This window comes from Myceligenerans indicum (assembly GCF_016742955.1).
Taxonomy (GTDB): Bacteria; Actinomycetota; Actinomycetes; order Actinomycetales; family Cellulomonadaceae; genus Myceligenerans; species Myceligenerans indicum.
In genome coordinates this window covers 313,682-338,950 of sequence record NZ_JABBYC010000001.1, presented here as the reverse complement: position 1 = coordinate 338,950, position 25,269 = coordinate 313,682, and the positions used below count along the sequence as shown (strand labels likewise).

Genomic DNA, 25,269 nt, shown 5'->3' with positions numbered 1-25,269 from the left:
AGGATGACGCGGCTCCGACGTGAGATCGAACCGGGCGGGCGGGTCCGCGGCGATCGTGTCGGTGACTCGTGGCAGCCTTGGCGGCATGGACATCGGCTGGATCCTCCTCACGCTTGCCATCGGCGTCGTCGTCGGCTGGCTGTCTCATGCCGCCCGGTCGTCACGTGCCGTGCGTGATGCCGAGCTGGAATCCACCCGCCTGAACGCACTGGCCGAGGCCGCCGAACGCGAGGCGGTGATGATCCGTGAGCGTGCCGAGGCCGATGTCCGGGCGGCGCAGGATCGTGCCGCCGAGCAGGTGGCGGCCGCGCGTATCGAGCAGGAACGAGCCGCCGAGCAGTTCAAGGCGCTCGCCGGCGAGGCTCTGGAGGCGAATACCAAGCAGTTCCTCACCCTGGCGGAGCAGCGCCTCTCCACCGCAACGGTGAAGAACGAGGAGCAGCTCGCCCAGCGCGAGCAAGCAGTCAAGAATCTGGTGGACCCGTTGTCCAGGGTGATGGACAAGGTGCGCGCGCAGGTCGAGGAAGCCGAGAAGGCACGGGCGCAGGGGCACGGTCAGCTCACCGAACAGCTGCGACAGGTCACCGAGGAGTCGGCGAAGCTGCGCAGCGGGACGAGCGACCTGGTGGCCGCACTTCGTACGTCGGAGGTTCGTGGAGCCTGGGGTGAGCTGCAGCTTCGTCGCACTGTCGAGGCCGCGGGCATGTTGAACCGGGTGGATTTCACCGAGCAGGACCAGTTCACGTCGGACACGGGTGTGCTGAGGCCGGACATGGTGATCCACCTGGCCGGGGCGAAGAACGTGGTGGTCGACTCGAAGGTGGCGTTCATCCGCTACCTCGAGGCTCAGCAGACCGACGACGTGCACCGCCGCGAGCAGCTGCTGGACGCACACGTGAAGCACATGCGCAAGCATGTGGACGAGCTCGCCGGCAAGAAGTACTGGGCGCAGTTCGATGCGGCGCCCGAGTTCGTGGTCATGTTCGTTCCGGCTGAGGCGTTCCTCTCGGCCGCGGTCGAGCAGCAGCCCGATCTGCTGGAGTACGCCGCGCGGAAGAACGTCATCCTCGCCACGCCGATGACCCTGATCGCCCTGCTGCGCACCGTCGCGTTCGCCTGGCGGCAGGAGGCACTCGCGGAGAACGCCGCGAAGGTGCACCAGGTCGGGAAGGAACTCCATTCGCGGCTCGTGACGATGACCGGCCACGTGACGAAGATGGGCCGGTCACTGGAATCCTCCACCAAGGACTACAACAAGCTCATCGGCTCACTGGAGCGCAACGTGCTCAGCTCCGCCCGCAAGATGGTCGCGTTGGAGGTCGTGGACCCGAAGGACGCGATCGCCGAGCCTCGCGAGATCGAGGAGGTACCGCGCCCGATCACGAGGTCGGAGCTGCTGGTCGCCGACGAGGGCGGGGTCGTGGCGATCGAGTCGGCACGCGACACCGCGAGCCGCGAGGAAAGTGCTTCGGGCCCCGCGAGCGGCGCGGGCGCGGCGATCCTCGACCGGTCTCCAGATCCTGACGCCCTCGACGCGGTCGTGGTTCAGCAGGTCGAGGTCACCGAACTCGCCGCGACCGACCAACGCGCCCTTGCCGAGGTGGAGAAGAAGAGCCGGGCCCAGGCCACCGGAAACTGAGACGGCCGGGCTCCGAGGGCTGGACGTCGGAGCCGACGCCGCACCTCAGGCGAGCGGAAGCTCTCGTCGCGTCTCCTTGCGGGGACGCTTGTCGTCCGCGCCTGCGGCCTTGAGGCCGGCCCGCAGCTCACGCGGCAGGGAGAACATGAGGTCCTCGGTCGCGGTCCGCACCTCCTGCACGTCGTCGAAGCCGCGCCCCTCCAGGAGGTCGACGACGTCGCGCACCAGGATCTCCGGAACGGAGGCGCCCGAGGTCACGCCGACGGTCGCCGCCCCCTCCAGCCAGGCCTCGTCGATCTCCGAGGAACGGTCCACCCGGTACGCCGACCGCGCACCGGCCTGGAGCGCGACCTCGACCAGGCGCACCGAGTTCGACGAGTTCGCCGATCCCACGACGATCACGACGTCGCACTCCGGCGCCAGCTTCTTGACGGCCACCTGGCGGTTCTGCGTGGCGTAGCAGATGTCGTCGCTGGGCGGGTCCTGCAGGGACGGGAACTTCTCCCGCAGCCGGCGGACCGTCTCCATGGTCTCGTCCACGGACAGGGTGGTCTGGGAGATCCACACGACCTTCTCGGGGTCGCGGACGGTGACCTGGTCGACCTCGTCCGGCGAGTTCACGACCTGCACGTGCTCCGGCGCCTCGCCCGCGGTGCCCTCGACCTCCTCGTGCCCGGTGTGGCCGATCAGGAGGATGTCGTAGTCGTCCTTCGCGAAGCGGACCGCTTCCTTGTGCACCTTCGTGACCAGGGGGCAGGTGGCGTCGATGGTGTCGAGGCTGCGGGCCGCCGCGGACTCGCGAACCGCCGGCGAGACGCCGTGGGCGGAGAACACCAGGCGGGCGCCTTCGGGCACCTCGTCGGTCTCGTTGACGAAGATCGCCCCGCGTTCGCTGAGGGTCTCCACCACGTACTTGTTGTGCACGATCTCCTTGCGCACGTACACCGGCGCCCCGTAGGTCTCCAGGGCCTTCTCGACGGCGACGACGGCGCGGTCGACGCCCGCGCAGTACCCGCGGGGGGCGGCGAGGAGGACGCGCTTGGTCAGGGTGGACGTTCCGGAAGTCACGTCCGCCAGTCTATGGGCCCCGCGACATCCCCTGGACCGGGCACCTCGATGACGTCGTCGACCCTTCTCACGATGCGCACGGCCGCCCCACGTCGTCCCCATCACCGGAGCCCGTCACGGGCAGATGCACCGTCCACGAGCCACGTCCCTGTGGACAACCAGCGCGTGGCATCCCGCATGTCAGCCAGTGCGTGCAGGATGGTTCCCGTGACCGACCAGACCGCCGCCCCGCTGCCGCTCCCCGAGAAGGCGCTCGACACGAGCGCGAGCCGCCCCTGGCCGGTGCGCGTCCTGTCGGACAAGATCAAGGGATACATCGACCGGATGCCTCCCGTGTGGGTCGAGGGACAGGTGGTCCAGTTCAGCCGGCGTCCTGGTTCGGGCATGCAGTTCCTCACCCTGCGTGATGCCGATCGCGACGTGTCCCTGCCCGTGACGATCTTCAGCAGCGCGATGGCACGCCTGGCGAAGGTCCCCACCGAGGGTGACCACGTCGTCGTGCACGCGAAGCCCACGTTCTGGACCAAACGCGGAACCCTGCAGATGCAGGCCAACGACATCCGTGCCGTAGGTATCGGCGAGCTCCTCGCCCGCATCGAGGAACTCAAGCGGGTACTGGGCGCCGAAGGACTGTTCGACCTCGACCGCAAGCGCCCGCTGCCGTTCCTGCCGGCCGTCGTCGGGCTGGTGTGCGGCCGCGAGTCCAAGGCCGAGCACGACGTCGTCGTCAACGCGCGCGCCCGCTGGCCACAGGTGCGGTTCGAGATCCGCGAGGTCGCCGTGCAGGGCGTGGGCGCGGTACCCGAGGTGAGCCGCGCCATCCAGGAACTGGACGAGCGGGACGACGTCGAGGTGATCGTCGTGGCGCGCGGCGGCGGCTCGGTCGAAGACCTGCTGCCGTTCTCCAACGAGGCGCTCGTCCGGACGGCCTCCGCCTGCCGCACACCGCTGGTCAGCGCCATCGGTCACGAGACGGACTCCCCGTTGCTGGATCTCGTCGCCGACCATCGCGCGTCCACCCCCACGGACGCGGCCAAGCGCATCGTCCCCGACGTCTCGGAGGAGCGGCAGCGGCTGACGCAGGCCCGGCAGCGCATACGCGGCGCGATGTCGGCGATGCTGGCTCGTGAGCAGCACGGGCTCGACGGGGTCAGGTCACGCCCCGTCCTGGCCGCACCGCACACCATGCTGGAGTCGCGCGCTCAGGAGGTCACCCAGGCGATCGGGCACGCACGCCACGCGCTCAACGCGCTGCTGTTGCGCGCGTCCGGCGAGATCGGCCGGCTGGAGGCGCAGGTGCGTGCGCTGTCGCCGGCGTCGACCCTGGAGCGCGGCTACGCCGTCGTCCAGCGGGCGGACGGTTCCGTGGTCCGCGCACCCGACGACGTCGCGGTCGGCGACGACGTCAGCCTCCGCCTGGCCGACGGCGCGCTCGGCGCACGGATCACCTCGATCGGGGACTGAACACCGGGCACACGGGTCAGCCGCACCGACCGCAGGACGGTGCGATGCGCCTGGCCGGGTCTAGGCTGCCGCCGTCAGGACGGCACGCCGGCCGGCGGCAGCCGTCCAGCAGGACTCTCGGAGCTGGACGAACTCCCGGATGCATCCGGGGCATCCGACGAGGTGGTCCTCGATACGACGACGGCGGCCGGGGGGCACCTGATGCGTGAGGTAGTCCCGCATCCCTGCACGTGTCTCCGGACAACCGATGGACTGACCTGTGTCCTGCATGTCTCCCAGACGCGCGACTCGTGCGGATGTCACACCGTCTTCTGCGATTTCGTCGAAGGGCAACCGGTCGAGTTCAGGCCCCGTGGCCGGGCTGGGCGCCCTGCGCCTTCGGACATGGCCCACCGAGCGGTCCCGGGACAGGCTGCCGCTGGGCACCTCGTATCCTGCTATGTTGTCCGACGGTGTGCCGGGAAGCCTGGTCGGCGATGAACTTTGCCGGCCCAGGAGAGCCGATGACCACGCTGCCCGCAGGGCCCCTCCCGACAGTCCCGACACGGCTGACGAACGCTGCGATCGTGGTCGCCGTTGCGTACACCCTGATGCTGGCGGTGCGGCCGCTCGGGCTGCTGCTCGGCACGACGCAGAACGCGGTCCCCTTCGGGGTGCAGGGCCAGGCGGGCCTCCGGTTCGGCTTCTTCGCGACGTCGCCGCTCGAGGTAGTCATCGTCGTGACGACGTACGTCATCTCATGTCTCTGGCTGCATCGCAGCCGGTTGGTCGCCGAGGCCATGACCACGGAGGACCTGCACGACCGCGGGCGGATCTGGGCCTGGCTCGGCTGGATCGTCCCGGTGGTCGCGCTCTGGTTCCCTTACCAGGTGGTGCGCGACGTCCGTGTCGCGTCCGGCGCGTTCCGGCCGGCGGGTATCGGCACCTGGTGGGCCTGCTGGTTGTGCATGGGCGTCACGTTCTACGACAGCACCGACCCGCAGATCGGCATCGCGTCCGGGACGGTCACCGCCGCTCTTGCGATCGCTGCCTGCGTCCTCTGGATCAGGATCATCCGGGGTATCTCCCTCGAGCAGCGAGCCTGGGCGGCTACGGCCTGACCCGACCCCGCGTCACGATCAGCCCGTCACAGGACCCGATCGCCGCGACGAGCACACTGCGGTCGTCGGCGTCAGGCAGGGTGACCGGGCGCGACCGCGCTGCCCGCCGCGCGGCGGAACCTGTCGGCGAGCCGGTCGAAGGCTTCCGCCAGCTCGTCGCCCTCGATGACCTCGATGTCGGCCCCCAGTTGCGTCATCCACAACGCCAGCCGGTCCGGATCGTCCGAGCCCAGCTCGACACGGCACGATGACTCGTCCACCGCCTCGATCTCCAGGGGAACGAACAGCTTCGCGGCAACCTCGGCGGCGGGAGCGTGCACCAGCACCCGGGCCCGATACTTCCAGGCCGCCCTGCTGACCCGAGCAACCACGTACTCGACGACCTTGCCCTCCGGAATCATGCGCGGCCGGAACCGCACACCCGTCGCTGGTCGCGGCATCATGCGGTCGACACGGAATACCCGCCAGTCGTCCCGGTCGAGATCCCACGCGAGCAGATACCAGCGAGCCCCCCAGCTCACCAGCCGTTGCGGTTCGGTGTGGCGCGCCGCTTCGCTGCCACCGGGCTTCGTGTACCCGAACCGCAGCCGCTCGTGGGCACGCACCGCGGCCGCGACCACGCCGAGCACCGACAGATCCAGCGGCGGCTCGGCCCCCGGGACCACGCTCGTCGCCTCACGCACCGCCTCGACGCGCCGGCGAAGACGCGAGGGCAGCACCTGCTCCAGCTTCGCCAGCGCCGTCAGCGAGGTCTCCTCCACACCCAGCCGGCTCGTGGCCACAGCCCCCAGCCCGACCGCGACGGCCACCGCCTCCTCGTCGTCCAGCAACAGCGGCGGCATCGCCGTCCCCGCAGCCAGCCGGTACCCGCCCGCGACACCAGGACGTGCATCGACCGGGTAGCCGAGTGACCGCAGCTTCCCGACGTCGGCCCGCACCGTCCGTGTGCTCACGCCGAGCCGATCGGCGAGCTCGGAACCCGTCCAGTCACGCCTGAGTTGAAGCAGCGACAGCAGTTCGAGCAGGCGGGCCGATGTCTCCATCACGCCGTCGATCCTGTCAGCCATCGCGGAAGAAAGCCTGCCGCAATGGCTGAGAGCGTCGGTGTCATGACCGAGAACAACGCACTCACCCCGTTCCACATCGACATCCCCCAGGCCGCGATCGACGACCTGCACCGCCGGCTCGCGCAGACGCGCTGGCCGCACCCCGTTCCGGGCCGGGACGACGACACCGACTTCAGCCGCGGTACCCCGCTGGCGTATCTCCGGGACCTCGCGGACCACTGGCGCGACGGGTTCGACTGGCGCGTCCACGAGGCGGCGCTGAACAAGTACGAGCAGTACACGACCGTGGTGGACGGGCAGACGTTCCACGTCGTGCACGTGCGCTCGGCGAACCCGGAGGCCACGCCGCTCGTCCTGAACCACGGCTGGCCGGGGTCCTTCGTCGAGTATCAGCGGCTGATCCCCCTGCTCATCGACGACTTCCACATCGTGATCCCGTCGCTGCCAGGCTTCGGGTTCTCGACGCCGCTGTCCGGAACCGGCTGGGAGCTGGCGCGGACGGCGGACGCCTACGCCGAGATCTTGACGCGGCTCGGGTACGAGCGCTTCGCGGCGCACGGCACCGACATCGGGTCGGGGACCACCGGCCGCCTCGCGGAGATCTCGCCCGAGCGAGTCATCGGGACGCACATCGGCAGCGACGGCCAGACGCTCGGGCTGGTCGGGGAGAAGTTCCCCTACCCCGACGGCCTGTCCGACGAGGAGATCGCCCAGGTGGAGGTGGTGCGCGCCCGAGGCGCCGCCGATCGCGGGTACTACGAGATGCAGAACCACCGTCCTGACACGATCGGCGCGGCACTCGTGGACTCCCCCGTCGGCCAGCTCGCGTGGATCGCTGAGAAGTTCAAGACCTGGGACGGCGACGCGTACCGGACGCCCGACGAGACGGTCGACCGCGACCAGCTCCTCGCGAACGTCAGCCTCTACTGGTTCACGCGCAGCGGTGCGTCGAGCGCGCAGTTCTACTACGAGGCCGAGCACTCGGGGCTGAGCTGGATCGCACCGTCCGACGTACCGGCCGGATGGGCGGTGTTCGACGCCCACCCGCTCCTGCGCCGCGTGATGGATCCGGGGAACACGATCGGCCACTGGAACGAGTTCGCCGAAGGCGGTCACTTCCCCGCGATGGAGGAACCGCGCCTGCTCGCGGACGACATCCGCGCCTTCTTCCGTGACCTGACCTGACCGTCACCGATCCTGACCGCTTCGCGGCGGCGCGGCACCTACCTGCTACGCCGCCGCTCGGGCGACGAACAGCCGGCCCTTGCCCAGCGCGTACGCCAGATCACGCACCTCGACGGCGTCGAACCCGGCAGCGTGCAGCGACACCTCGATCTCGTCGCGCTCACGGAACCGCAGGATGGATCGCTGGCGATCCGCAGAGTAGTGTTCCTGCGATTGGAAGACTAAACTATCTGCGATCGGTAGAGTAGGGTACGTGAACAATTATCGCCGTCGGATCATCGACTCCACCCTTGACCAGTTGCAGCCGCACCTGCGCGCCCTGTCGATCCACGGGCCCAAGGGGGTGGGCAAGACCGCGACCGCCGCCCAACGCGCCGCCTCGGTGATCGACCTGAGCCTGCCGCGCCAGCGGGAACTCATCACCGCAGACGCGAGCATCCTGACCAGCGTTCCAGGCCCGGTCCTCGTGGACGAGTGGCAGCGCCTGCCCGAGGTCTGGGACCACGTCCGCCACGCCGTCGATGCCGGTTCCCCACCCGGACACTTCATCGTTGCGGGCAGTTCGGCACCGCGCGGCGCCGTCGTGCACTCCGGAGCCGGCCGGATCGTGCCCATGCGTATGCGACCGCTCAGTCTTGCCGAGCGCGCCATCGAGACACCCACCGTCAGTCTCGCCGAACTCCTGGACGGTACGAGGGAGAGCTTCCAGGGATCCACGAGCATCCGACTGGCTGACTACGTCGAAGAGATCACCGCGTCCGGGTTTCCGGCCATCCGCCCGATGCCCGCCCGGGTCCGCCGAGCGGAACTCGACGCCTACCTGACCAACGTCGCCCAGCGCGAATTCCCCGAGCAGGGCTACCCCGTGCGCAAGCCCGAGGTACTCCGTGCCTGGCTCGCCGCCTACGCCGCGGCGAGCTCCAGCACGACCGCCTACTCCAAGATCCTGGACGCCGCCACAGCCGGCCTTGCCAACAAGCCGGCAAAGGAGACCACGGTCGCCTACCGCGATGCCCTGTCCTCCCTCTGGCTCCTGGACCCGGTCCCGCCATGGATCCCGAGCCACAACCACCTCGACCGCCTCGCCCGGTCCCCCAAGCACCAGCTCGCCGACCCCGCCCTTGCTGCACGACTCCTCGGACTGGACGCACCTGCTCTGTTGCGTGCCGAACAGGGCAGTCCTCAGCTCACCGAAGGCACCATCCTCGGCGCCTTGTTCGAGCACCTGACCGCCCTCAGCCTGCACACCTACGCCGAAGCTGCCGAAGCCCGCGTACACCACCTGCGGACCCGCAACGGAGACCACGAGGTCGACCTGGTCGTCGTCCGCCCCGACGGCCGAGTTCTGCCCATCGAGGTCAAGCTCGCCGACCGCGTCGAGGACGCAGACGTCAAACACCTCAACTGGCTCGCCGGCCGCATCGGCGACGACCTCCTCGACGCTGTGGTCATCTACGCCGGCGAGCACGTCTACCGGCGCCGTGACGGCATCGCCGTCATCCCTCTCGCGCTCCTCGGGCCCTGACCCGGGCTCGGCAGGTCCGGCGACAGGAACCGCACGTCGCCCGCAGTCGCCCGGCTCACGCCGCGCGTGCGACGAACAGCCTGCCCCTGCCCGGCGCGTACGCCAGATCACGCACCTCGACGGCGTCGAACCCGGCAGCGTGCAGCGACACCTCGATCTCGTCGCGCTCACGGAACCGCAGGGTGGAGACAGCCTCGATCTCAGTGCCGTCGGGCAACCGGGTGGTGGAGGTGAAGGTGACCAGCGGCAGGGCCGTCTCGTCGACGCGCTTCCACTCCTCCACGATCCCGACTCCCGGGATGTCGGCTCGCACGAACGTCCGCTCCGGCGTCCAGGACTCCCAGGCGCGGCGCTGCGGGACGCGGGTCTCGAAGGCGAGCGTGCCACCGGTGCGCAGGGCGGCGCGGACGGCCGCGAGCGTCTCCTCCCATCCCTGGTCCGTGGTGAAGACCTGGGCGACGTTCGCGGTCATCGTCGCGAGATCCGCCTCACCCTCCGCGAGCACCGCGGCATCACCGTGCACCCACCGGACGGCCGCGACGCCGGGCTTGCTCCGTGCGACGGCGAGCATCTCACCCGCCGGTTCCACACCGGTGACGGCCAGGCCCCGTTCCGCCAGCCGGATCGCGAGCACGCCGGTCCCGCAGCCGACGTCGATCACGCTGCGGGCGCCGACCTCCTCGGCGACGGCGACGTACAGGTCCAGGTCGCTCCGGTCGGGGTCGAGGACGTCGTAGAGCCCGGCCACAACGGGGTGGTCGAACTCGTTGGCGGGTTCACGGCCAGCGGCGGTCGCGCCGATCACGCTCGGCGGCTGGGTGCCCTCTGCTGCGCCGTTCACGCCGCTCACCGCTCCCGCTCCACCCGCCGCTCGTCCCAGACCGGTTCGGAAGTCTCCCGCACGACACCGTCGGACCCGAACACCAGGTAGCGGTCGAAAGACCGCGCGAACCAGCGGTCGTGGGTCACCGCGAGGACCGTCCCCTCGAAGGCCTCCAGACCCTCCTGGAGCGCCTCGGCGGATTCCAGGTCCAGGTTGTCGGTGGGCTCGTCGAGCAGCAGCGCGGTGCAGCCGGCGAGTTCGAGCAGCAGGATCTGGAACCGGGCCTGCTGTCCGCCGGACAGCCGGTCGAACGGGCGCTCGGCCGCCGTGGTGAGTTCGTAGCGGCGCAGGCGGGACATGGCCTTGCCGCGGTCCTGCGCGTGCTCGGTCCACAGGATGTCGAGCAGGGTGCGCCCGAACAGCTCCGGATGGGCGTGGGTCTGGGCGAAGTGTCCCGGCACGACCCGGGCACCGAGCTTCCAGTCGCCGTCGTGGGCCACCTGGTCTCCGGCCAGGAGCCGCAGGAAGTGGGACTTCCCGGACCCGTTGGAGCCGAGCACGGCGACGCGCTCCCCGAAGAAGACCTCGAGGTCGAACGGCTTCATCAGGCCGGTCAGCTCGAGCCGGGCACACGTCACCGCCCGCAGTCCGGTGCGTCCGCCGTGCAGACGCATGGTGATGTCCTGCTCCCGCGGCGGCTCCGGGGGCGGCCCCGCCTCCTCGAACTTCCGCAGGCGCGTCTGGGCGGCCCGGTACCGCGACGCCATGTCCGGGCTGTTCGCCGCCTGCTGCCGCAGGGTCAGGACCAGCTTCTTGAGTTGGGCGTGCTTCTCGTCCCAGCGGCGGCGCAGTTCCTCGAACCTCGCGAACCGCTCACGGCGCGCCGCGTGGAAGGTCTCGAACGACGCACCGTGCACCCACGCGTCGGCCCCGGCCGGGCCGGGCTCCAGCGACACGATCCGATCGGCGGCCCTCGCGAGAAGTTCCCTGTCGTGGGACACGAACAGCACGGTCTTGCGCGTCTCGCGGAGCCGTTCCTCGAGCCAGCGTTTGCCGGGCACGTCGAGATAGTTGTCCGGCTCGTCGAGCAGCAGCACCTCGTCGGTGCCGCGCAGCAGCGCCTCCAGCACGAGCCTCTTCTGCTCACCGCCGGACAGGGTGCGCACCTGGCGGAACTGTGCGCGGTCGTAGGGCACGCCGAGCGCGGCCATGGTGCACACGTCCCACAGCGTCTCGGCCTCGTAGCCTCCGGCCTCGCCCCAGTCCGCGAGCGCCTGCGCGTAGGCCATCTGCACCCCGGTCTGGTCGGTGTCCTCGTCCGCCGCCAGCATGGCGTGCTCGGCCTCGTCGACGGCTCGGGCGGCGTCCCGGATGCGTGGTGCGGAGACGGACGCGAGCAGGTCGCGCACGGTGCTCTCGTCGCGGACCGACCCGACGAACTGCCTCATGACGCCGAGGCCTCCGGTGACGGTGACGCTGCCGCCGTCCGGGACGAGCTCGCCGGTCAGGAGACGCAGCAGCGTGGTCTTGCCCGCACCGTTGGGGCCGACCAGGGCCGTGGCGCTCCCCTCTCCCACCCGGAACGACACGTCGCCGAGCAGCGTCCTCCCGTCGGGGAGGTAGTACTCGAGGTGTGCGGCTTCGAGGTGACCCATGGACTCATGGTCGCCTCCGCCCGGCCGGAGACCAAGCGAATTCCAGGTCGTTGCCTGTGGACAACTGCGCTCGGATGTCCGTGACGTGTTGTTGACTGTTCTCCGTGAACACCGACGCCAAGAACACCGACGTACCCGACGTCGCCGGCCTGTCCTACGAGGAGGCGCGTGACGAACTCGTCCGCGTGGTCCAGCGTCTGGAAGCCGGCGGAGAGCCGCTGGAGGACTCGCTAGCGTTGTGGGAACGTGGCGAGGCCCTGGCCACGCGGTGCCAGGAGTGGCTCGACGGCGCCCGTGCTCGGCTCGCCGCGGCGCAGGCGGCGTCGGGTGAGGGCTCCGGCGCATCGACGACACCGACGAACGACAGCGAGGTCACCGAATGAGCAGCCATGTTCTCGCCGTGGGCGAGTCCCTGGTCGATGTGGTCCATCGCCCGGACGGTTCCGTGGCCGAGCATCCGGGCGGCAGCATTGCCAACGTCGCCCTGACGCTGGGGCGGCTGGGCCGGGACGTCCGTCTCGCCACCTGGCTGGGACGCGACGAACGTGGCGATTCCGTGCGCGCGTGGCTCGCGGAGTCGGATGTCGCGCTGGCCGCCGGCAGCGACGGGGCGGAGCGTACGAGCGTCGGGGTCGCCACGCTGGACGACGGCGGGTCGGCCACGTACGAGTTCGACATGACCTGGCAGGTTCCGCCGGGGGCGGCGGCCGGTTCGGACACGCTGGCGGTGCACACGGGCTCGATCGCGGCGGTGCTGGAGCCGGGCAGCAGTCAGGTGCGGGCTCTGCTCGAGGCAGCGCGGGCGACGTCGACGATCACGTACGACCCGAACGCGCGGCCGATGATCATGGGGACGGCGGACGAGGCGCGCGGGCGGATCGAGGCGCTCGTGGCGCTGTCCGACGTCGTGAAGGTCAGCGACGAGGATCTGGGCTGGCTGTACCCGGGTCAGGACCCGGTCGAGGCGGCGCGGGCCTGGCTGACCGCTGGCGCCACCGGGTCGTCGGGGCAGGAGGGGCCCGCCGTCGTCGTGGTGACCAAGGGTGGTGACGGCGCCGTCGCCCTGACCGCGGGCGGCGATGTCGAGGTGAAGGCGCCGTCGGCCCAGGTGGTGGACACGGTTGGTGCCGGGGACTCGTTCATGGGCGCGCTGATCGACGGCCTGTGGGGTAATGACCTGCTCGGTGCCGCGCGGCGCGACGCGTTGCGCGCCGTCGGGCCGGAGGCGCTGACCGCCGTCCTGGAACGGTGTGTCGCGGTTGCCGCGATCACGGTGTCGCGTGCGGGTGCCAACCCGCCGCGGCGGGACGAGCTCGGCGGATAGGCAAGGGATCTGGACAGATGGGAACTGGAGACATGACCGACATCGAACGGCTGACCCCACAGACCGCCTGGAAGCAGCTGCGCACGGGCAACGACAGGTTCGTGAACGACTCGCCCGCCCATCCGTCCCAGAACGCCGCCCGGCGGGCGGAACTGACGGCCGCCCAGCATCCGCACACGGTGATCTTCGGTTGCTCCGACTCGCGCGTGGCCGCGGAGATCATCTTCGACCAGGGGCTGGGCGACGTCTTCGTGGTCCGCACCGCGGGGCACGTGCTGGACACGACGGTGATCGGCTCGATCGAGTACGGGGTGGACGTGCTCGGGGCGTCACTGGTCGTGGTGCTGGGGCACGACTCGTGCGGTGCCGTGGCTGCGGCCGCGCACACCCTGGCGACAGGTGAGCAGCAGGGCGGGTTCGTGCGGGCTGTGGTGGACCGCGTCATCCCGTCGATCGTGAACATCACCTCCGGCGATCCGGGGACGGACGTGGCCGCGCTGTCCGACCCGGACGTGCTGCGCCGGGAGCACGTGAAGCACACGGTGGGGATGTTGCACGGATACTCGGCGGGACTGGCCTCGGCCGTCGCGGCGGGCCGGTGCGCCGTGGTCGGCGTGGAGTACGACCTGTCGGACGGGGCAGCTCGACTGGTCCACGCACTCGGGGACGTCGGGGAGGAGCCGGCGGCGTGAGGCCGGGCGGGGAGGTGACACGAGTCACGCGCTCGGACACGTCGCCGCGACCAGGCTGCGGCACGATAGAGCCATGAGTTCCGACACCGCCGTCCCCGCGCCGTCCGGCGCCGCCGAGGAGACCGAGTACCGCATCGAGCACGACACGATGGGGGAGGTCCGCGTCCCGAAGGACGCTCTGTACCGCGCGCAGACGCAGCGCGCCGTGCAGAACTTCCCGATCTCCGGCACACCCCTGGAGCGGGCGCACATCGAGGCGCTCGCCCGGGTGAAGAAGGCCGCCGCCCGCGCCAACGCCGAGTTGGGCGTGCTCGACCAGGACGTCGCCGACGCGATCGTCGCGGCCGCGGACCGTGTGGCCTCCGGTGAGTTCGACTCCCACTTCCCGGTCGACGTGTACCAGACCGGGTCGGGCACGTCGTCGAACATGAACACGAACGAGGTGCTGGCCACCCTCGCCACGCAGGCCCTGGGCCGCGAGGTGCACCCGAACGACCACGTCAACGCGTCCCAGTCGTCCAACGACGTGTTCCCCACCTCGGTGCACGTCGCCGCGACCTCGGGCATCGTGAACGACCTGGTGCCGGCCCTGCGGCACCTCTCGGAGGCGCTGACCGCCAAGTCGGAGGAGTTCGCGGAGGTGGTCAAGTCCGGGCGCACCCACCTCATGGACGCCACGCCCGTGACGCTCGGCCAGGAGTTCGGCGGCTACGCGGCGGCGGTGCGCTACGGCATCGAGCGCGTCGAGGCCGCGCTCCCCCGCGCGGCCGAGGTTCCACAGGGCGGCACCGCCGTCGGGACCGGCATCAACACGCCCGCCGGCTTCCCTCAGCGAGTCATCGAACTGCTCGCGCAGGACACGGGCCTGCCGATCACCGAAGCCCGTGACCACTTCGAGGCGCAGTCCGCACGCGACGGACTCGTGGAGCTCAGCGGCGCGCTGCGCACCATCGCCGTGTCGATCACGAAGATCTGCAACGACCTGCGCTGGATGGGCTCCGGCCCCAACACCGGCCTCGGTGAGATCTCGCTGCCGGACCTGCAGCCCGGGTCGTCGATCATGCCCGGCAAGGTGAACCCGGTGATCCCGGAGGCCGTGCTCATGGTCGGCGCCCGCGTGATCGGCAACGACGCGACCGTGGCCTGGGCGGGGGCGTCGGGCACGTTCGAGCTGAACGTGCAGATCCCCGTCATCGCCCAGGGTGTGCTCGAGTCGATCCGGCTCCTGTCGAACGCCTCACGGGTGCTCGCGGACAAGACGGTCTCGGGCGTCACGGCGAACGTCGAGCGGGCCGCCGCCCTGGCCGGGTCGTCGCCGTCCATCGTCACGCCGCTGAACCGCGTGATCGGGTACGAGGCCGCCGCGAAGATCGCCAAGCACTCCGTGGCCAACAAGATCACCGTCCGCGAGGCCGTGATCGACCTCGGCTTCGTCGAGCGCGGCGAGGTCACCGAGGCACAGCTCGACGAGGCGCTCGACGTGCTGAAGATGACGCGCCCGCCCCAGGCCTGAGGCCACGGGCGAGCCGCCGGCAACTCCGGCGGCTCGTCCACGCCCGCCGAAGAGGCGCGCCACCGGACCCGTGAGGCGGGAACTCCCCTCCGGCAGCGCGCCCCTTGGCACACGTCACACCTCGAGCTTCTCCAGCATGTCCGTCACCAGCGCCGCCACCGGGGACCGCTCGGAGCGCGTCAGCGTCACGTGCGCGAACAGCGGATGCCCCTTGAGCGCCTCGATGACCGCGGCGACGCCGTCGTGCCGGCCGACACGGAGGTTGTCCCGCTGCGCGACGTCGTGCGTCAGCACCACCCGCGCGTTCTGCCCGATCCTGGACAGCACCGTGAGCAGGACGTTCCGCTCCAGGGACTGCGCCTCGTCGACGATGACGAAGGCATCGTGCAGGGACCGCCCGCGCACGTGCGTCAGCGGCAGCACCTCGAGCATCTCGCGGCTGATCACCTCGTCCACGACATCCTTGGAGACGAGCGCCTCCAGGGTGTCGTACACGGCCTGCCCCCACGGGTTCATCTTCTCCGCCTCGGTACCGGGCAGATAGCCGAGCTCCTGCCCGCCCACGGCGTACACCGGACGGAACACCACGACCTTGCGGTGCTGGCGCCGCTCGAGCACCGATTCCAGCCCGGCACACAGGGCGAGCGCCGACTTCCCGGTCCCCGCCCGCCCGCCGAGCGAGACGATCCCGATCTCCTCGTCCAGGAGCAGGTCGATGGCGATGCGCTGCTCGGCGGATCGCCCGTGCACCCCGAACACCTCCTGGTCCCCGCGCACCAGCCGCACCCGCTTGTCCGCCGTGACCCTCCCGAGCGCGGACCCGCCCGGCGCATGGACCACGGTCCCGGTGTGCACCACCAGCTGCCCGGCGGCCTCCACCGCGCCGGGGTCGATCTCGGTCAGGTCGAGGCTCTCGGAGTCCCACAGCTCGGACATCTGCTCGTCGCTCACGTCGAGCTCCCGCATACCCGTCCAGCCCGACTCGACGGCGAGCTGCGCGCGGTACTCCTCGGCGGCCAGCCCCACCGCCGACGCCTTGACCCGCATCGGCAGGTCCTTGGAGACCACGGTCACGTTCGCACCCTCGGCCGCGAGGTTCGCGGCCACGGACAGGATGCGGGTGTCGTTGTCCCCGAGACGGAACCCGGCGGGCAGGACGGCCGGGTCGATGTGGTTGAGCTCGACCCGGAGAGTGCCGCCGCTGGCACCCACGGGCACGGGCGCGTCGAGGCGGCCGTGCCGCACCCGCAGCCCGTCGAGCAGCCGCAGGGCGCTGCGGGCGAAGTAGCCGAGTTCGGCGTGGTGCCGCTTGGACTCGAGCTCGGTGATGACCACGACGGGCAGGACCACGTCGTGCTCGGCGAACCGGAACATGGCTCGCGGGTCGCTCAGAAGTACTGAGGTGTCGACGACGAACGTACGGCGATCGTCTCCGGCCGAGGAGTCGTCCCCGGCCGTGTCGATCTGGGAGGTGGCGGTGTTTCGGGTCATGGCATCTGCTCCCTCCGGCGCCGTAGCGCCTTCGCAGCCCGCGTCGTCGATCACGAAGCTGGTGGATGAGCGGTCGGCCCGCCCCTGGCGCTCGCTGCCGCGGCGCAGGGCCGGGATCGACCCTCTCCACGGAGCAGTAACTCCATAGGTGGCCTCCCGAAGGACGACTGGGTGCCGTCCTTGATTCGTGAACGTACGCCGCCGTGGAACTTCTGACCAGCCCCTGGCCCGGTCGCGTCGCCAGATGTCACATACTGTTCACATCTTTGTAACTACTTGGCCTTAATGCCAAGAAGTAGTCAACTTATGGCGTGCAGGTGGTCGAATTCTTCCCCTGACGGGGATGGCGAACATCGGATCGATCCGACAAGATATCCGGATGGCTGCATTCGTCGTCCTGCTCCGCGGGGTGAATCTCGGGCCGCACCGTCGCGTGTCCGCGTCCGACCTCCGCGGCGCCGCCCTCGACGCCGGCTTCGCCGACGTCCGCACCTTGCTCAACAGTGGAAACGTGGTCCTCACGCCAGGAACGTCGAACGCCGACCTGCCCGGCGACATCGCGGACCTCCTCTCGGCCCGCCTGGCGGAACGCATCGGCACCGAGGTGCCCGCCCTTGCGCTGACCGCGGACCGGCTCCGCGCGATCGGCGCCGCGAACCCATTCCCCGCCGCCGCCCGCGACGACCCGTCCCGCCTGCAGGTCCATGTGCCGTTCGGCGAGGTCGACGAGACAGGGATCGCCCAGCTCGACCTCCGCCACCCCGGACGCGAACACCTCGGCGTGGCCGCCGGCGTCGTCTACGTGCACTACGTCGACGGGATCGGGCGCTCCAAGCTCACCACCGCCGTCCTCGACAAGGCCGCGGGCACCACGATGACCGCCCGCAACTGGAACACGATCACGCGACTCAGGGAGATGCTCCAGGACCTTTCTTGACCAGCAGCAGTCTCGTGGGAGGGTGAACCACTGGCAGGGCGCGGCCGTGCCCTCCGTGCGGCACGGCACCCGCGCAAAGCACGATAAAATTCGGGACAGGTGTGCCGGGAAGTCTGGTCGGCGTCCCGTCGTCGACCCCTTGAGGATCCTGCCTTGCACGTGTCCGAAATCGCCGTCACCCTGCCGCTGCTCCCACGCACCAGCAGCATCACCGATGCCTTCCGCCTGATCGCCGAGCACGACCTGGTCGCCGTCGTGATCACCGGCAACCACGACGGGGTCGAGGCGGTCGTCTCCTCCCTGGAAGTCACCCGGCAGGTCCTGCCCGGCTACGTCGTCGATGACCCGACCCTCGCCCACCTGCTCGACGACACAGCGCTGTCCGACCTCTTCGCCGACGCGGACTCGCGGACGCTCGGGGACGCCATCGACTCCGGCGATCTGGGCGTGCGCGGCGTACCCGAGATCGAGTCCGAAGCCACCCTCCTGGAAACCGCCAGCCTGATGGTCGCCGAGAAGACGCAGATCCTCCGGCTGAGCGGCGAAGGCATCACGCATCGGTTCGTGCTGCTGCCCGCCGTCCTCGACGCCCTGATCGCGCGCGCCGCGGACGGCGGTGTCGCGTGACCTGGCAGATCGTTGCCGCGGTCGGGATCTTCCTGACCGCCTATGTCTTCATCGCGACCGAGAAGCTGCCCAAGGTGCCGGTCACGCTCACCGGCGCGGCCCTCATGGTGCTGATCGGCGCGACCGACGCCGAGCACACGTTCTACAGCCACGACTCCGGCGTCGACTGGGACGTCATCTTCCTGCTCCTGGGCATGATGATCATCGTCGGCATCGCCCGGCACAGCGGGATGTTCGAGTATGTCGCGGTCTGGTCCGCGAAGGTGGCCCGTGGCCGGCCGTTCTTCATCCTGGCGATGTTCGCGACGATCACCGCCGTCCTGTCCGCGCTGCTCGACAACGTGACGACGGTGCTCCTCATCGTCCCCGTCACCCTGCTGGTGTGCCAGCGGCTCGCCGTTCCCGCGGTGCCGTACATCATCACCGAGGTGATGGCCAGCAACATCGGTGGCACCTCGACCCTGATCGGCGATCCGCCGAACCTGATCATCGGGAGCCGCGGAGGGCTGGGCTTCGCCGACTTCGCGGGCGCGCTGGGCCCGATCGTGCTCATCCTGATCGTCGTGCTGATCGGCCTGGTCTGGCTGATGTTCGGCCGCCGCCTGCGGTACGACCCCGAGCGCGCGGCCAAGGTCATGGCGCTGCGCGAGCGGGACACGATCCGCGACCGGCGCCTGCTGGTCATGTCGCTCGTCGTCATCGGCCTGGTCCTGGCCGGGTTCCTCACCAGCCGGATCACCCACCTGGCACCGTCGATCGTGGCCCTTCTCGGTGCTGGTGTGCTGATCCTGCTCGCCCGCCCGGAACCCCGCAGGATCTTCGGTGACGTCGAGTGGGAGACCCTGCTGTTCTTCGCGGGCCTCTTCGTCATGGTGGGCTCCCTGGTCAACCTCGGGATCATCGAGATGCTGGGCGGGCTGGCGGTCGAGGCGATCGGCGACAACTGGGCGGCCGGCGCGACCGGGCTCGTCGTCGGGTCCGCCGCTCTGTCGGGCATCATCGACAACATCCCGTACGTCGCCACCATGGCGCCGCTCACCTCCGACCTCGTCTCGGCGGGAGGCGACGCCGCGCAACCTCTGTGGTGGGCGCTCGCGCTGGGAGCCGACCTCGGCGGCAACGCGACGGCCATCGGTGCCAGCGCCAACGTCGTCGCGCTCGGCATCGCGCAGCGCAACGGGCACCACATCACCTTCTGGCAGTTCACCAAGTACGGTCTGATCACCACCGCCATCACTGTCGCGATCAGCGCCGCCTATGTCTGGCTGCGCTGGTATGCCTGACCCTGTTCAGCCGACGACAGTCCGCCTGCCCGGCCCGCGGCGTCCGCAGACCGCAGGTCCGGAACACCCCCTGCCTGCTATCGTTCTTGACGGAGCGCAGAGAATCCTGGCCGGCCGGAAGGCAGCATCCGCCGGCCCTGTGATCGAACCGGCGCCCGGTGACCCCTGGTCGACAAGAGCGCGGCAATTGCGCTGTTCACCGTCGTGTAAGGAGTCTGCGTGACCACATCCGCCACCGTCGAGGCCCCCGGCCCCATCCCCAGGCTCCGCAGGTGGGTGACCCGGGAGACGACCAGCGGAGCCCTTCTCATCGGGGCGGCGGTCCTTGCCCTGCTGTGGGCCAACTCCCCGTGGCGGGAGGCCTATCAGGCACTGGCACAGACCAGCGTCGGGCCGGACGAGGTGTTCGGCCTTCCGGTCCATCTGCACCTGACGCTCGGCGACTGGGCGGCGGACGGTCTGCTCGCGCTCTTCTTCTTCGTGGTCGGCGTGGAGCTCAAGCACGAGTTCGTGGCCGGGAGCCTGCGCAGCCCGAAGGAAGCCGGTGTCCCGATGATCGCCGCCGTGGGCGGCATGGCGCTGCCGGCGCTGCTGTATGTGGCGGTGATCTACGCCCTGGGCGCCCACGGCGGCGTGATGCTGGACGGCTGGGCGATCCCGACGGCGACCGACATCGCCTTCGCGCTGGCAGTGCTTGCCGTCTTCGGGAGGGGCCTGCCCACCTCGATCCGCACTTTCCTGCTCACGCTGGCCGTCGTCGACGACCTCCTGGCGATCACCGTCATCGCGATCTTCTACACGGAAGAGATCCACTGGTGGCCGCTGCTGGCCGCACTGGCCTGCGTGGCGCTGTTCGGCTGGCACGTCAGGTCCCGGAGGCCGCGCTGGTGGCTCCTGGTGCCGCTCGCGCTGCTCGCCTGGACCTTCATGCACATGTCGGGCGTGCACGCCACCGTCGCCGGTGTGCTGTGCGGATTCCTCGTTCCCGCCGTGGCGATGCACGGGGAGGCGGAGTCCCGCACCCACGCCTACGAGCACCGGCTGCGGCCGTCGTCGTCCGGCATCGCCCTGCCGATCTTCGCGTTCTTCGCCGCCGGGGTGTCGCTGGTCGACGGCGACGGCGTCGCGGCGCTGCTCGGACAACCGGTCGTGCCCGCGATCGTGGTGGGGCTCGTCGCCGGGAAGGTCATCGGGGTCCTCGGCACCACGTGGCTCGTGACCCGCCTGACGCCGCTGCGGCTTGCGATCGGGATCGGCGTGCGGGACCTGCTGCCGGTGGGCATGCTGGCGGGCATCGGCTTCACGGTGTCGTTGCTGATCGGCGAGCTGTCCTTCGGCGACGACCAGTATGCCGACGGCGCGACGATCGCGATCCTCATCGGGTCGGTCCTGGCGGCCTGCCTCGGCGCGATCACGCTCCGCTGGGACACGCACCGCACCCGCAGAGCCGACATGAACCAGGACGGCGTCAACGACGAGGTCATCGACTTCATCGGCGACGAGAACGACCTCAAGGAGCACGGCTGACGCCTCGCCGCCACACCGGCGCGCCGCCCCAGGCGACACGCGGCGTGCGACGTGCAGCGCTCCGCTCGATGCGCGACGTGCGACCCGCGGCGCTCGGCACGACGCGAGGCACGCCGGGCGACGGCGGGGCGGCCGGCCGGGCCCGCGTCCCTTCCAGGACCGGGCCCGGCCGTCGCCCCGCCGCGAGGCTGCCGTAGCCTGCGGGGACCGCTACGCCTCCAGCAGGAGCGCCTCGCCCTGCCCGCCGCCGCCGCACAGAGCCACCGCGGCCCGGCCACCGCCGCGGCGAGCCAGTTCGTGGGCGGCGTGCACCGCGATGCGAGCACCCGAAGCCCCCACCGGGTGCCCCAGCGAGATCCCGCCTCCGTGCACGTTGACCTGGTCCATGGACAGACCGAGCCGCCGCGCGGAAACCGCGGTCACGACCGCGAACGCCTCGTTGATCTCGACCACGTCGAGGTCGCCCGTGCTCCAGCCCTCACGGCCGAGTGCCTGCTCGATGGCGTGCGCCGGCTGGGAGTGCAGCGAGTTGTCCGGCCCGGCCACCTGGCCCCAGGACCGCACGGTCGCCAGAACCGGGACCCCGGCCTCCTCGGCCCGCGCCCGGGTGGTCAGGACCACCGCGGCCGCGCCGTCGGAGATCTGCGAGGAGTTCCCGGCGGTCAGTGTCCCGTCCTTCGTGAAGGCCGGGCGCAGCTTGGCCAGGCCCTCCGCGGTGGTGTCGGGCCGGACGCCCTCGTCGGTGGTCACCTCGACGGGCTCACCCCGCCGCTGCGGCACCGACACGGGTGCGATCTCGGCCTCGAACACGCCGTCCTTCCACGCGGCGGCGGCCCGCTGGTGCGAGGCCGCCGCGACCGCGTCCTGCTCCTCGCGCGAGACCGCGACGTCGCCCGTGTTGTGCTCCTCGGTGGACTCCCCCATCGAGACCCGGTCGAACGAGTCGGTCAGCGCGTCTTGTGCCACCGCGTCCTGCATCGTCACCGGGCCGTAGGCGAATCCGGCACGCGAGCCCGCCAGGAGGTGCGGGGCGTTCGTCATCGACTCCTGGCCGCCCGCGAGGACCACCGTCGCCTCGCCGGTGCGCAGCATCCGCGCCCCGTCGATGATCGCCGTGAGCCCGGACAGGCACACCTTGTTGACCGTCACGGACTGCACGTCCCACGGCACCCCGGCGGCGACCGCGGTCTGCCGCGCCGGGTTCTGCCCGGCACCGGCCTGAACGACCTGGCCGAAGATGACCCGGTCCACGTCGCCCGCCAGGGCTCCTGCCCCGTCGAGCGCCTTGCGCGCGGCGACGGCGCCGAGGTCCACCGCGCTGAGCGAGGCCAGCGCTCCCTTCAGCCGGCCCTGCGGCGTCCGAGCCGCCGAGACGATGACCACGTCGTCATTGCTCATGTCTTCTCTCCTCCAGTCGTGCGCCGTACCGCCTCGTGAGCGGCCGGCGTCTCCGTCGCGCGGTCAGGCCGGGGTGGCGGTGACCACGTCGTCGGGGACGATGATCTCAGGTTCCGTCGCGGCGACGACGTCGTCAACGGTGACGCCGGGCGCGAGTTCGCGCAGCACCAGGCCGTCGGGCGTCACGTCCAGCACCGCGAGGTCGGTGATGATCCGGTCCACGACGCCCTTGCCGGTCAGCGGCAGGGTGCACTCGTTCACCACCTTCGCCGAACCGTTCTTCGCGACGTGCTCCATGAGCACCACCACGCGCCGCGCACCGTGCACGAGGTCCATGCCGCCGCCCATCCCCTTGACCATCTTCCCGGGGATCATCCAGTTCGCGATGTCGCCGGAGGCCGAGACCTGCATCGCGCCCAGGATCGCGGCATCGATCTTGCCGCCGCGGATCATCCCGAAGCTGGTGGCCGCGTCGAAGATCGACGCGCCGGGCAGCAGGGTCACCGTCTCCTTGCCCGCGTTGATGAGGTCGGGGTCGACGGCGTCCTCGGTCGGGTAGGGGCCCACACCGAGCAGGCCGTTCTCGGACTGCAGCACCAGCTCCCGGCCCGCGGGCACGTAGTTCGGTACCAGCGTGGGCAGCCCGATGCCCAGGTTGACGTACATCCCGTCCTCGAGCTCGCGCGCGGCGCGCGCGGCCATCTCCTGACGTGTCAGTGCCATGCCTCAGCCCTCCTGCCCGCTCGTGTCCGACGGCGCCGCGGTGACCGTCCGGCGCTCGATCCGCTTCTCGATGTCCGTGCCCACCTCGACCACGCGGTGCACGAACACCCCGGGCAGGTGGATCTGGTCGGGGTCGAGCTCACCCGGTTCGACGAGCTCCTCGACCTGCGCCACGCAGATCCGCCCGGCCATCGCGGCCTGCGGGGAGAAGTTCCGCGCGGACTTGTTGAACACGAGGTTGCCGTGCCGGTCACCGCGCAGGGCGTGCACCAGGGCGAAGTCCGTGGTGATGGCCTCCTCCAGCACGTACTCGGCCGGTCCGTCGGGGCCGGGGAACGTGCGGACCTCCTTGGCCGGGCTGGCCTCGAGAACGCCGCCGGCGCCGTCGTACCTCATCGGCAGGCCGCCCTCGGCGATCTGCGTCCCGACGCCGGTCCGCGTGAAGAACGCGGCGATGCCGGAGCCGCCGGCCCGAAGCTTCTCGGCGAGCGTGCCCTGCGGGGTGAGCTCCACCTCGAGCTCGCCCGAGAGGAACTGCCGCTCGAACTCCTTGTTCTCCCCCACGTAGGAGGACGTCATCTTGCGGATGCGCCGGGCACCCAGCAGGAGCCCGAGCCCCCAGTCGTCCACGCCGCAGTTGTTCGACACCACCGACAGGCCGCTCGTGCCCTGCTCCAGGAGCGCGGTGATCAGCGCCATCGGGTTGCCGCACAGCCCGAATCCGCCGACGGCCAGCGAGGCTCCGTCAGGGATGTCGGCCACGGCCTCGGCCGCGGTGGCGACCTGCTTGTCCAGTCCGGTCATCGTCCTCTCCTTGTCCTCCCGGCGGGTCTCGCCCGGAAATGTCATCCTGCACCCACGATCGCCAGCGTGGCGACGAACACCACACCCGACACGAGCAGCGTCACGGTGGTGTAGCCGAGGATGTCGCGGATCTTCAGCCCGGCGATCGCCAGCAGCGGCAGCGCCCAGAACGGCTGGATCATGTTGGTCCACTGGTCCCCGTACGAGACCGCCATGACGGCCACCGCCGGATCGACCCCGAGCTGCCCGGCCGCGTCCAGCAGGATCGGTGCCTGCACGGCGAACTGCCCGCCGCCCGAGGGCACGAAGAAGTTCACCAGTCCCGCCGACACGAATGCCCAGATGCCGAACGTCTGGGGCGTCGAGATCGCCACGAACGCGTCGGAGAACACCTGGATCAGCCCCGTCGCCGTCATCATCCCCAGGATGCCCGCGTACAGCGGGAACTGCAGCAGGATCTCCCCGACGTTCGAGGCCGCGTCCCGTACCAGCGCCGCCAGCTCGAACGGGCTGCGTACCAGGAGCAGGACCAGGGCGAGGAACGTCCAGTTGACGACGTCCAGCGTGGAGGTCCCGCCTCCGGCGAAGTACACGGCGAGGTAGGCGGCCAGCCCCAGGCCCGCCAGCAGCGTGACCCCACGCGACGCGTCGAGACGGTCCGCCGGGGTGCGGGGCTGCTCGACGACGGGTGGTCCGGTCCGCGCGTCGACGGCGAGTTCGGTCACGTCGTCGCCGCGGCGGGGGGCGACGAGGGCCAGGGCACCTGCCACGGCCAGCACGGTCACCACCGCGGCGGTGACGTTCCAGGGCGAGAACGTGGTCTCGCCGACCGGGATGACGTCACCGAGCTGCCCGGCCACGACCGAGCCCTCGGTCGCCGCGGTCAGCGGGCCCGACCCGGTGTAGCCCATGTGCCACACGACGAACCCGGAGAACGCCGCCGCCACGAGCAGCGGGAAGTGGACGCGCACGCCTCGCGCACGCATCTGCGCAGCGACCTCGCGGGCGAGCAGCCCGCCGGCCACCAGCCCGAGCCCCCACTGCACCAGCGACAGGACCGATGCCGCCACGGCGACGAACACGTACGCCTGGACGGCGCTGCGCGGCAGGCCCGCCACGCGCACCAGCCCCCACCGCACGGGGCGGGTGTTGGCCAGCACATGGCCCAGCAGAAGGATGAGGGCCATCTGCGTCATGAACGCCAGCAGGCCCGAGAGCCCCTCGCCCCAGCCGACGAGCACCTCCTCCGGGCCGGCGTCGGTCAGTGCCAGCCCGAGCACGGCCACCACCACGGTCAGCAGCACCGCGAACACGAACGCGCTCGGGAGGAACCGCTCCACCAGGGCGTTGAGCGGCCGCATCGCGGCCGTGAAGGGGTTGCCCGACGACGTCGTTGTCGTCCCGTCAGTCATTCGCCGTCTCCT

The 25,269-nt window shown here is 70.6% G+C and carries 22 protein-coding genes; 13 read left to right on the top strand and 9 right to left on the bottom strand.

The window, feature by feature from the left end:
* Positions 1-19: 19 nt before the first annotated feature.
* On the top strand, positions 20-1,639 hold the full coding sequence (locus tag HGK34_RS01400; RefSeq protein ID WP_307815642.1) for a DNA recombination protein RmuC: 1,620 nt from the start codon (positions 20-22) through the stop codon (positions 1,637-1,639).
* 45 nt (positions 1,640-1,684) lie between these two features.
* Here HGK34_RS01400 and HGK34_RS01395 read toward each other — a convergent pair whose 3' ends face one another.
* On the bottom strand, positions 1,685-2,707 hold the full coding sequence (locus tag HGK34_RS01395; protein WP_307815640.1) for a 4-hydroxy-3-methylbut-2-enyl diphosphate reductase: 1,023 nt from the start codon (positions 2,705-2,707) through the stop codon (positions 1,685-1,687).
* Positions 2,708-2,905: 198 nt separating this feature from the next.
* Here HGK34_RS01395 and xseA point away from each other — a divergent pair, with 198 nt between their 5' ends.
* Both xseA and HGK34_RS01385 read left to right on the top strand, forming a co-directional pair.
* A complete protein-coding gene (gene xseA / locus HGK34_RS01390; protein ID WP_201844747.1) occupies positions 2,906-4,171 on the top strand; it encodes an exodeoxyribonuclease VII large subunit in 1,266 nt (421 codons plus the stop codon).
* A gap of 503 nt (positions 4,172-4,674) precedes the next feature.
* The gene (locus HGK34_RS01385) at positions 4,675-5,271 is read left to right on the top strand and encodes a DUF4328 domain-containing protein (RefSeq protein ID WP_201844746.1); all 597 of its coding nucleotides are present in this window, start codon (positions 4,675-4,677) and stop codon (positions 5,269-5,271) included.
* A 71-nt stretch (positions 5,272-5,342) separates the two neighbouring features.
* Here HGK34_RS01385 and HGK34_RS01380 read toward each other — a convergent pair whose 3' ends face one another.
* On the bottom strand, positions 5,343-6,338 hold the full coding sequence (locus tag HGK34_RS01380) for a helix-turn-helix transcriptional regulator (protein ID WP_244666263.1): 996 nt from the start codon (positions 6,336-6,338) through the stop codon (positions 5,343-5,345).
* Between the two features lie 21 nt (positions 6,339-6,359).
* Between HGK34_RS01380 and HGK34_RS01375 the strand changes: the two genes are divergently transcribed.
* Together HGK34_RS01375 and HGK34_RS01370 are read left to right on the top strand one after the other, a co-directional pair.
* On the top strand, positions 6,360-7,523 hold the full coding sequence (locus tag HGK34_RS01375) for an epoxide hydrolase family protein (RefSeq protein WP_244666262.1): 1,164 nt from the start codon (positions 6,360-6,362) through the stop codon (positions 7,521-7,523).
* Positions 7,524-7,776: 253 nt separating this feature from the next.
* Entirely contained in the window at positions 7,777-9,048 is a 1,272-nt protein-coding gene (locus HGK34_RS01370) for an ATP-binding protein (RefSeq protein WP_201844745.1), read from the top strand.
* Between the two features lie 55 nt (positions 9,049-9,103).
* Here the strand turns inward: HGK34_RS01370 and HGK34_RS01365 are convergent, their stop codons facing one another.
* Both HGK34_RS01365 and HGK34_RS01360 read right to left on the bottom strand, forming a co-directional pair.
* The gene (locus HGK34_RS01365) at positions 9,104-9,889 is read right to left on the bottom strand and encodes a class I SAM-dependent DNA methyltransferase (protein ID WP_307815638.1); all 786 of its coding nucleotides are present in this window, start codon (positions 9,887-9,889) and stop codon (positions 9,104-9,106) included.
* Positions 9,890-9,894: 5 nt separating this feature from the next.
* A complete protein-coding gene (locus HGK34_RS01360) occupies positions 9,895-11,526 on the bottom strand; it encodes an ABC-F family ATP-binding cassette domain-containing protein (RefSeq protein ID WP_201844744.1) in 1,632 nt (543 codons plus the stop codon).
* A 104-nt stretch (positions 11,527-11,630) separates the two neighbouring features.
* Here HGK34_RS01360 and HGK34_RS01355 point away from each other — a divergent pair, with 104 nt between their 5' ends.
* The 4 genes from HGK34_RS01355 (at position 11,631) to HGK34_RS01340 (ending at position 15,055) form a co-directional block, all read left to right on the top strand.
* On the top strand, positions 11,631-11,909 hold the full coding sequence (locus tag HGK34_RS01355; RefSeq protein ID WP_201844743.1) for an exodeoxyribonuclease VII small subunit: 279 nt from the start codon (positions 11,631-11,633) through the stop codon (positions 11,907-11,909).
* Complete coding sequence (locus HGK34_RS01350) at positions 11,906-12,850, top strand: carbohydrate kinase family protein (protein WP_201844742.1); 945 nt, start codon at positions 11,906-11,908, stop codon at positions 12,848-12,850. The genes HGK34_RS01355 and HGK34_RS01350 overlap by 4 nt, the downstream gene beginning before the upstream one ends.
* 32 nt (positions 12,851-12,882) lie before the next feature.
* Positions 12,883-13,542, top strand: a complete 660-nt coding sequence (locus tag HGK34_RS01345; protein WP_244666261.1) for a carbonic anhydrase — start codon at positions 12,883-12,885, stop codon at positions 13,540-13,542.
* Between the two features lie 73 nt (positions 13,543-13,615).
* Positions 13,616-15,055 carry a class II fumarate hydratase gene (locus HGK34_RS01340; protein WP_201844740.1) on the top strand — a complete coding sequence of 480 codons (1,440 nt, stop codon included), beginning with the start codon at positions 13,616-13,618 and terminating at the stop codon, positions 15,053-15,055.
* Between the two features lie 114 nt (positions 15,056-15,169).
* Here HGK34_RS01340 and phoH2 read toward each other — a convergent pair whose 3' ends face one another.
* Positions 15,170-16,429 carry an RNA 5'-3' helicase PhoH2 gene (phoH2, locus tag HGK34_RS01335; protein ID WP_244666302.1) on the bottom strand — a complete coding sequence of 420 codons (1,260 nt, stop codon included), beginning with the start codon at positions 16,427-16,429 and terminating at the stop codon, positions 15,170-15,172.
* 496 nt (positions 16,430-16,925) lie between these two features.
* Here phoH2 and HGK34_RS01330 point away from each other — a divergent pair, with 496 nt between their 5' ends.
* The 4 genes from HGK34_RS01330 to nhaA all read left to right on the top strand — a co-directional run bounded on the left by HGK34_RS01330 (position 16,926) and on the right by nhaA (position 20,920).
* A complete protein-coding gene (locus HGK34_RS01330) occupies positions 16,926-17,483 on the top strand; it encodes a DUF1697 domain-containing protein (protein ID WP_201844738.1) in 558 nt (185 codons plus the stop codon).
* A gap of 153 nt (positions 17,484-17,636) precedes the next feature.
* On the top strand, positions 17,637-18,110 hold the full coding sequence (locus HGK34_RS01325) for a CBS domain-containing protein (protein ID WP_201844737.1): 474 nt from the start codon (positions 17,637-17,639) through the stop codon (positions 18,108-18,110).
* Entirely contained in the window at positions 18,107-19,393 is a 1,287-nt protein-coding gene (locus HGK34_RS01320; RefSeq protein ID WP_307815637.1) for an ArsB/NhaD family transporter, read from the top strand. Before HGK34_RS01325 ends, HGK34_RS01320 begins: the two co-directional genes overlap by 4 nt.
* A gap of 219 nt (positions 19,394-19,612) precedes the next feature.
* Positions 19,613-20,920, top strand: a complete 1,308-nt coding sequence (nhaA, locus tag HGK34_RS01315) for a Na+/H+ antiporter NhaA (RefSeq protein ID WP_201844736.1) — start codon at positions 19,613-19,615, stop codon at positions 20,918-20,920.
* Positions 20,921-21,130: 210 nt separating this feature from the next.
* On the opposite strand, the gene HGK34_RS01310 is transcribed toward nhaA, so the two are convergent.
* From HGK34_RS01310 to HGK34_RS01295, 4 genes are all read right to left on the bottom strand, one after another.
* Positions 21,131-22,318: an acetyl-CoA C-acetyltransferase gene (locus HGK34_RS01310; RefSeq protein WP_201844735.1), complete on the bottom strand. Its 1,188-nt coding sequence runs from the start codon at positions 22,316-22,318 to the stop codon at positions 21,131-21,133.
* A 63-nt stretch (positions 22,319-22,381) separates the two neighbouring features.
* Positions 22,382-23,041 (bottom strand): 3-oxoacid CoA-transferase subunit B, encoded by a 660-nt coding sequence (locus HGK34_RS01305; protein ID WP_201844734.1) that lies wholly within the window; start codon positions 23,039-23,041, stop codon positions 22,382-22,384.
* A 3-nt stretch (positions 23,042-23,044) separates the two neighbouring features.
* Positions 23,045-23,845 (bottom strand): CoA transferase subunit A, encoded by an 801-nt coding sequence (locus HGK34_RS01300; RefSeq protein WP_201844733.1) that lies wholly within the window; start codon positions 23,843-23,845, stop codon positions 23,045-23,047.
* Between the two features lie 41 nt (positions 23,846-23,886).
* Positions 23,887-25,257, bottom strand: a complete 1,371-nt coding sequence (locus HGK34_RS01295; RefSeq protein WP_244666260.1) for a short-chain fatty acid transporter — start codon at positions 25,255-25,257, stop codon at positions 23,887-23,889.
* Between the last annotated feature and the right edge of the window lie 12 nt (positions 25,258-25,269).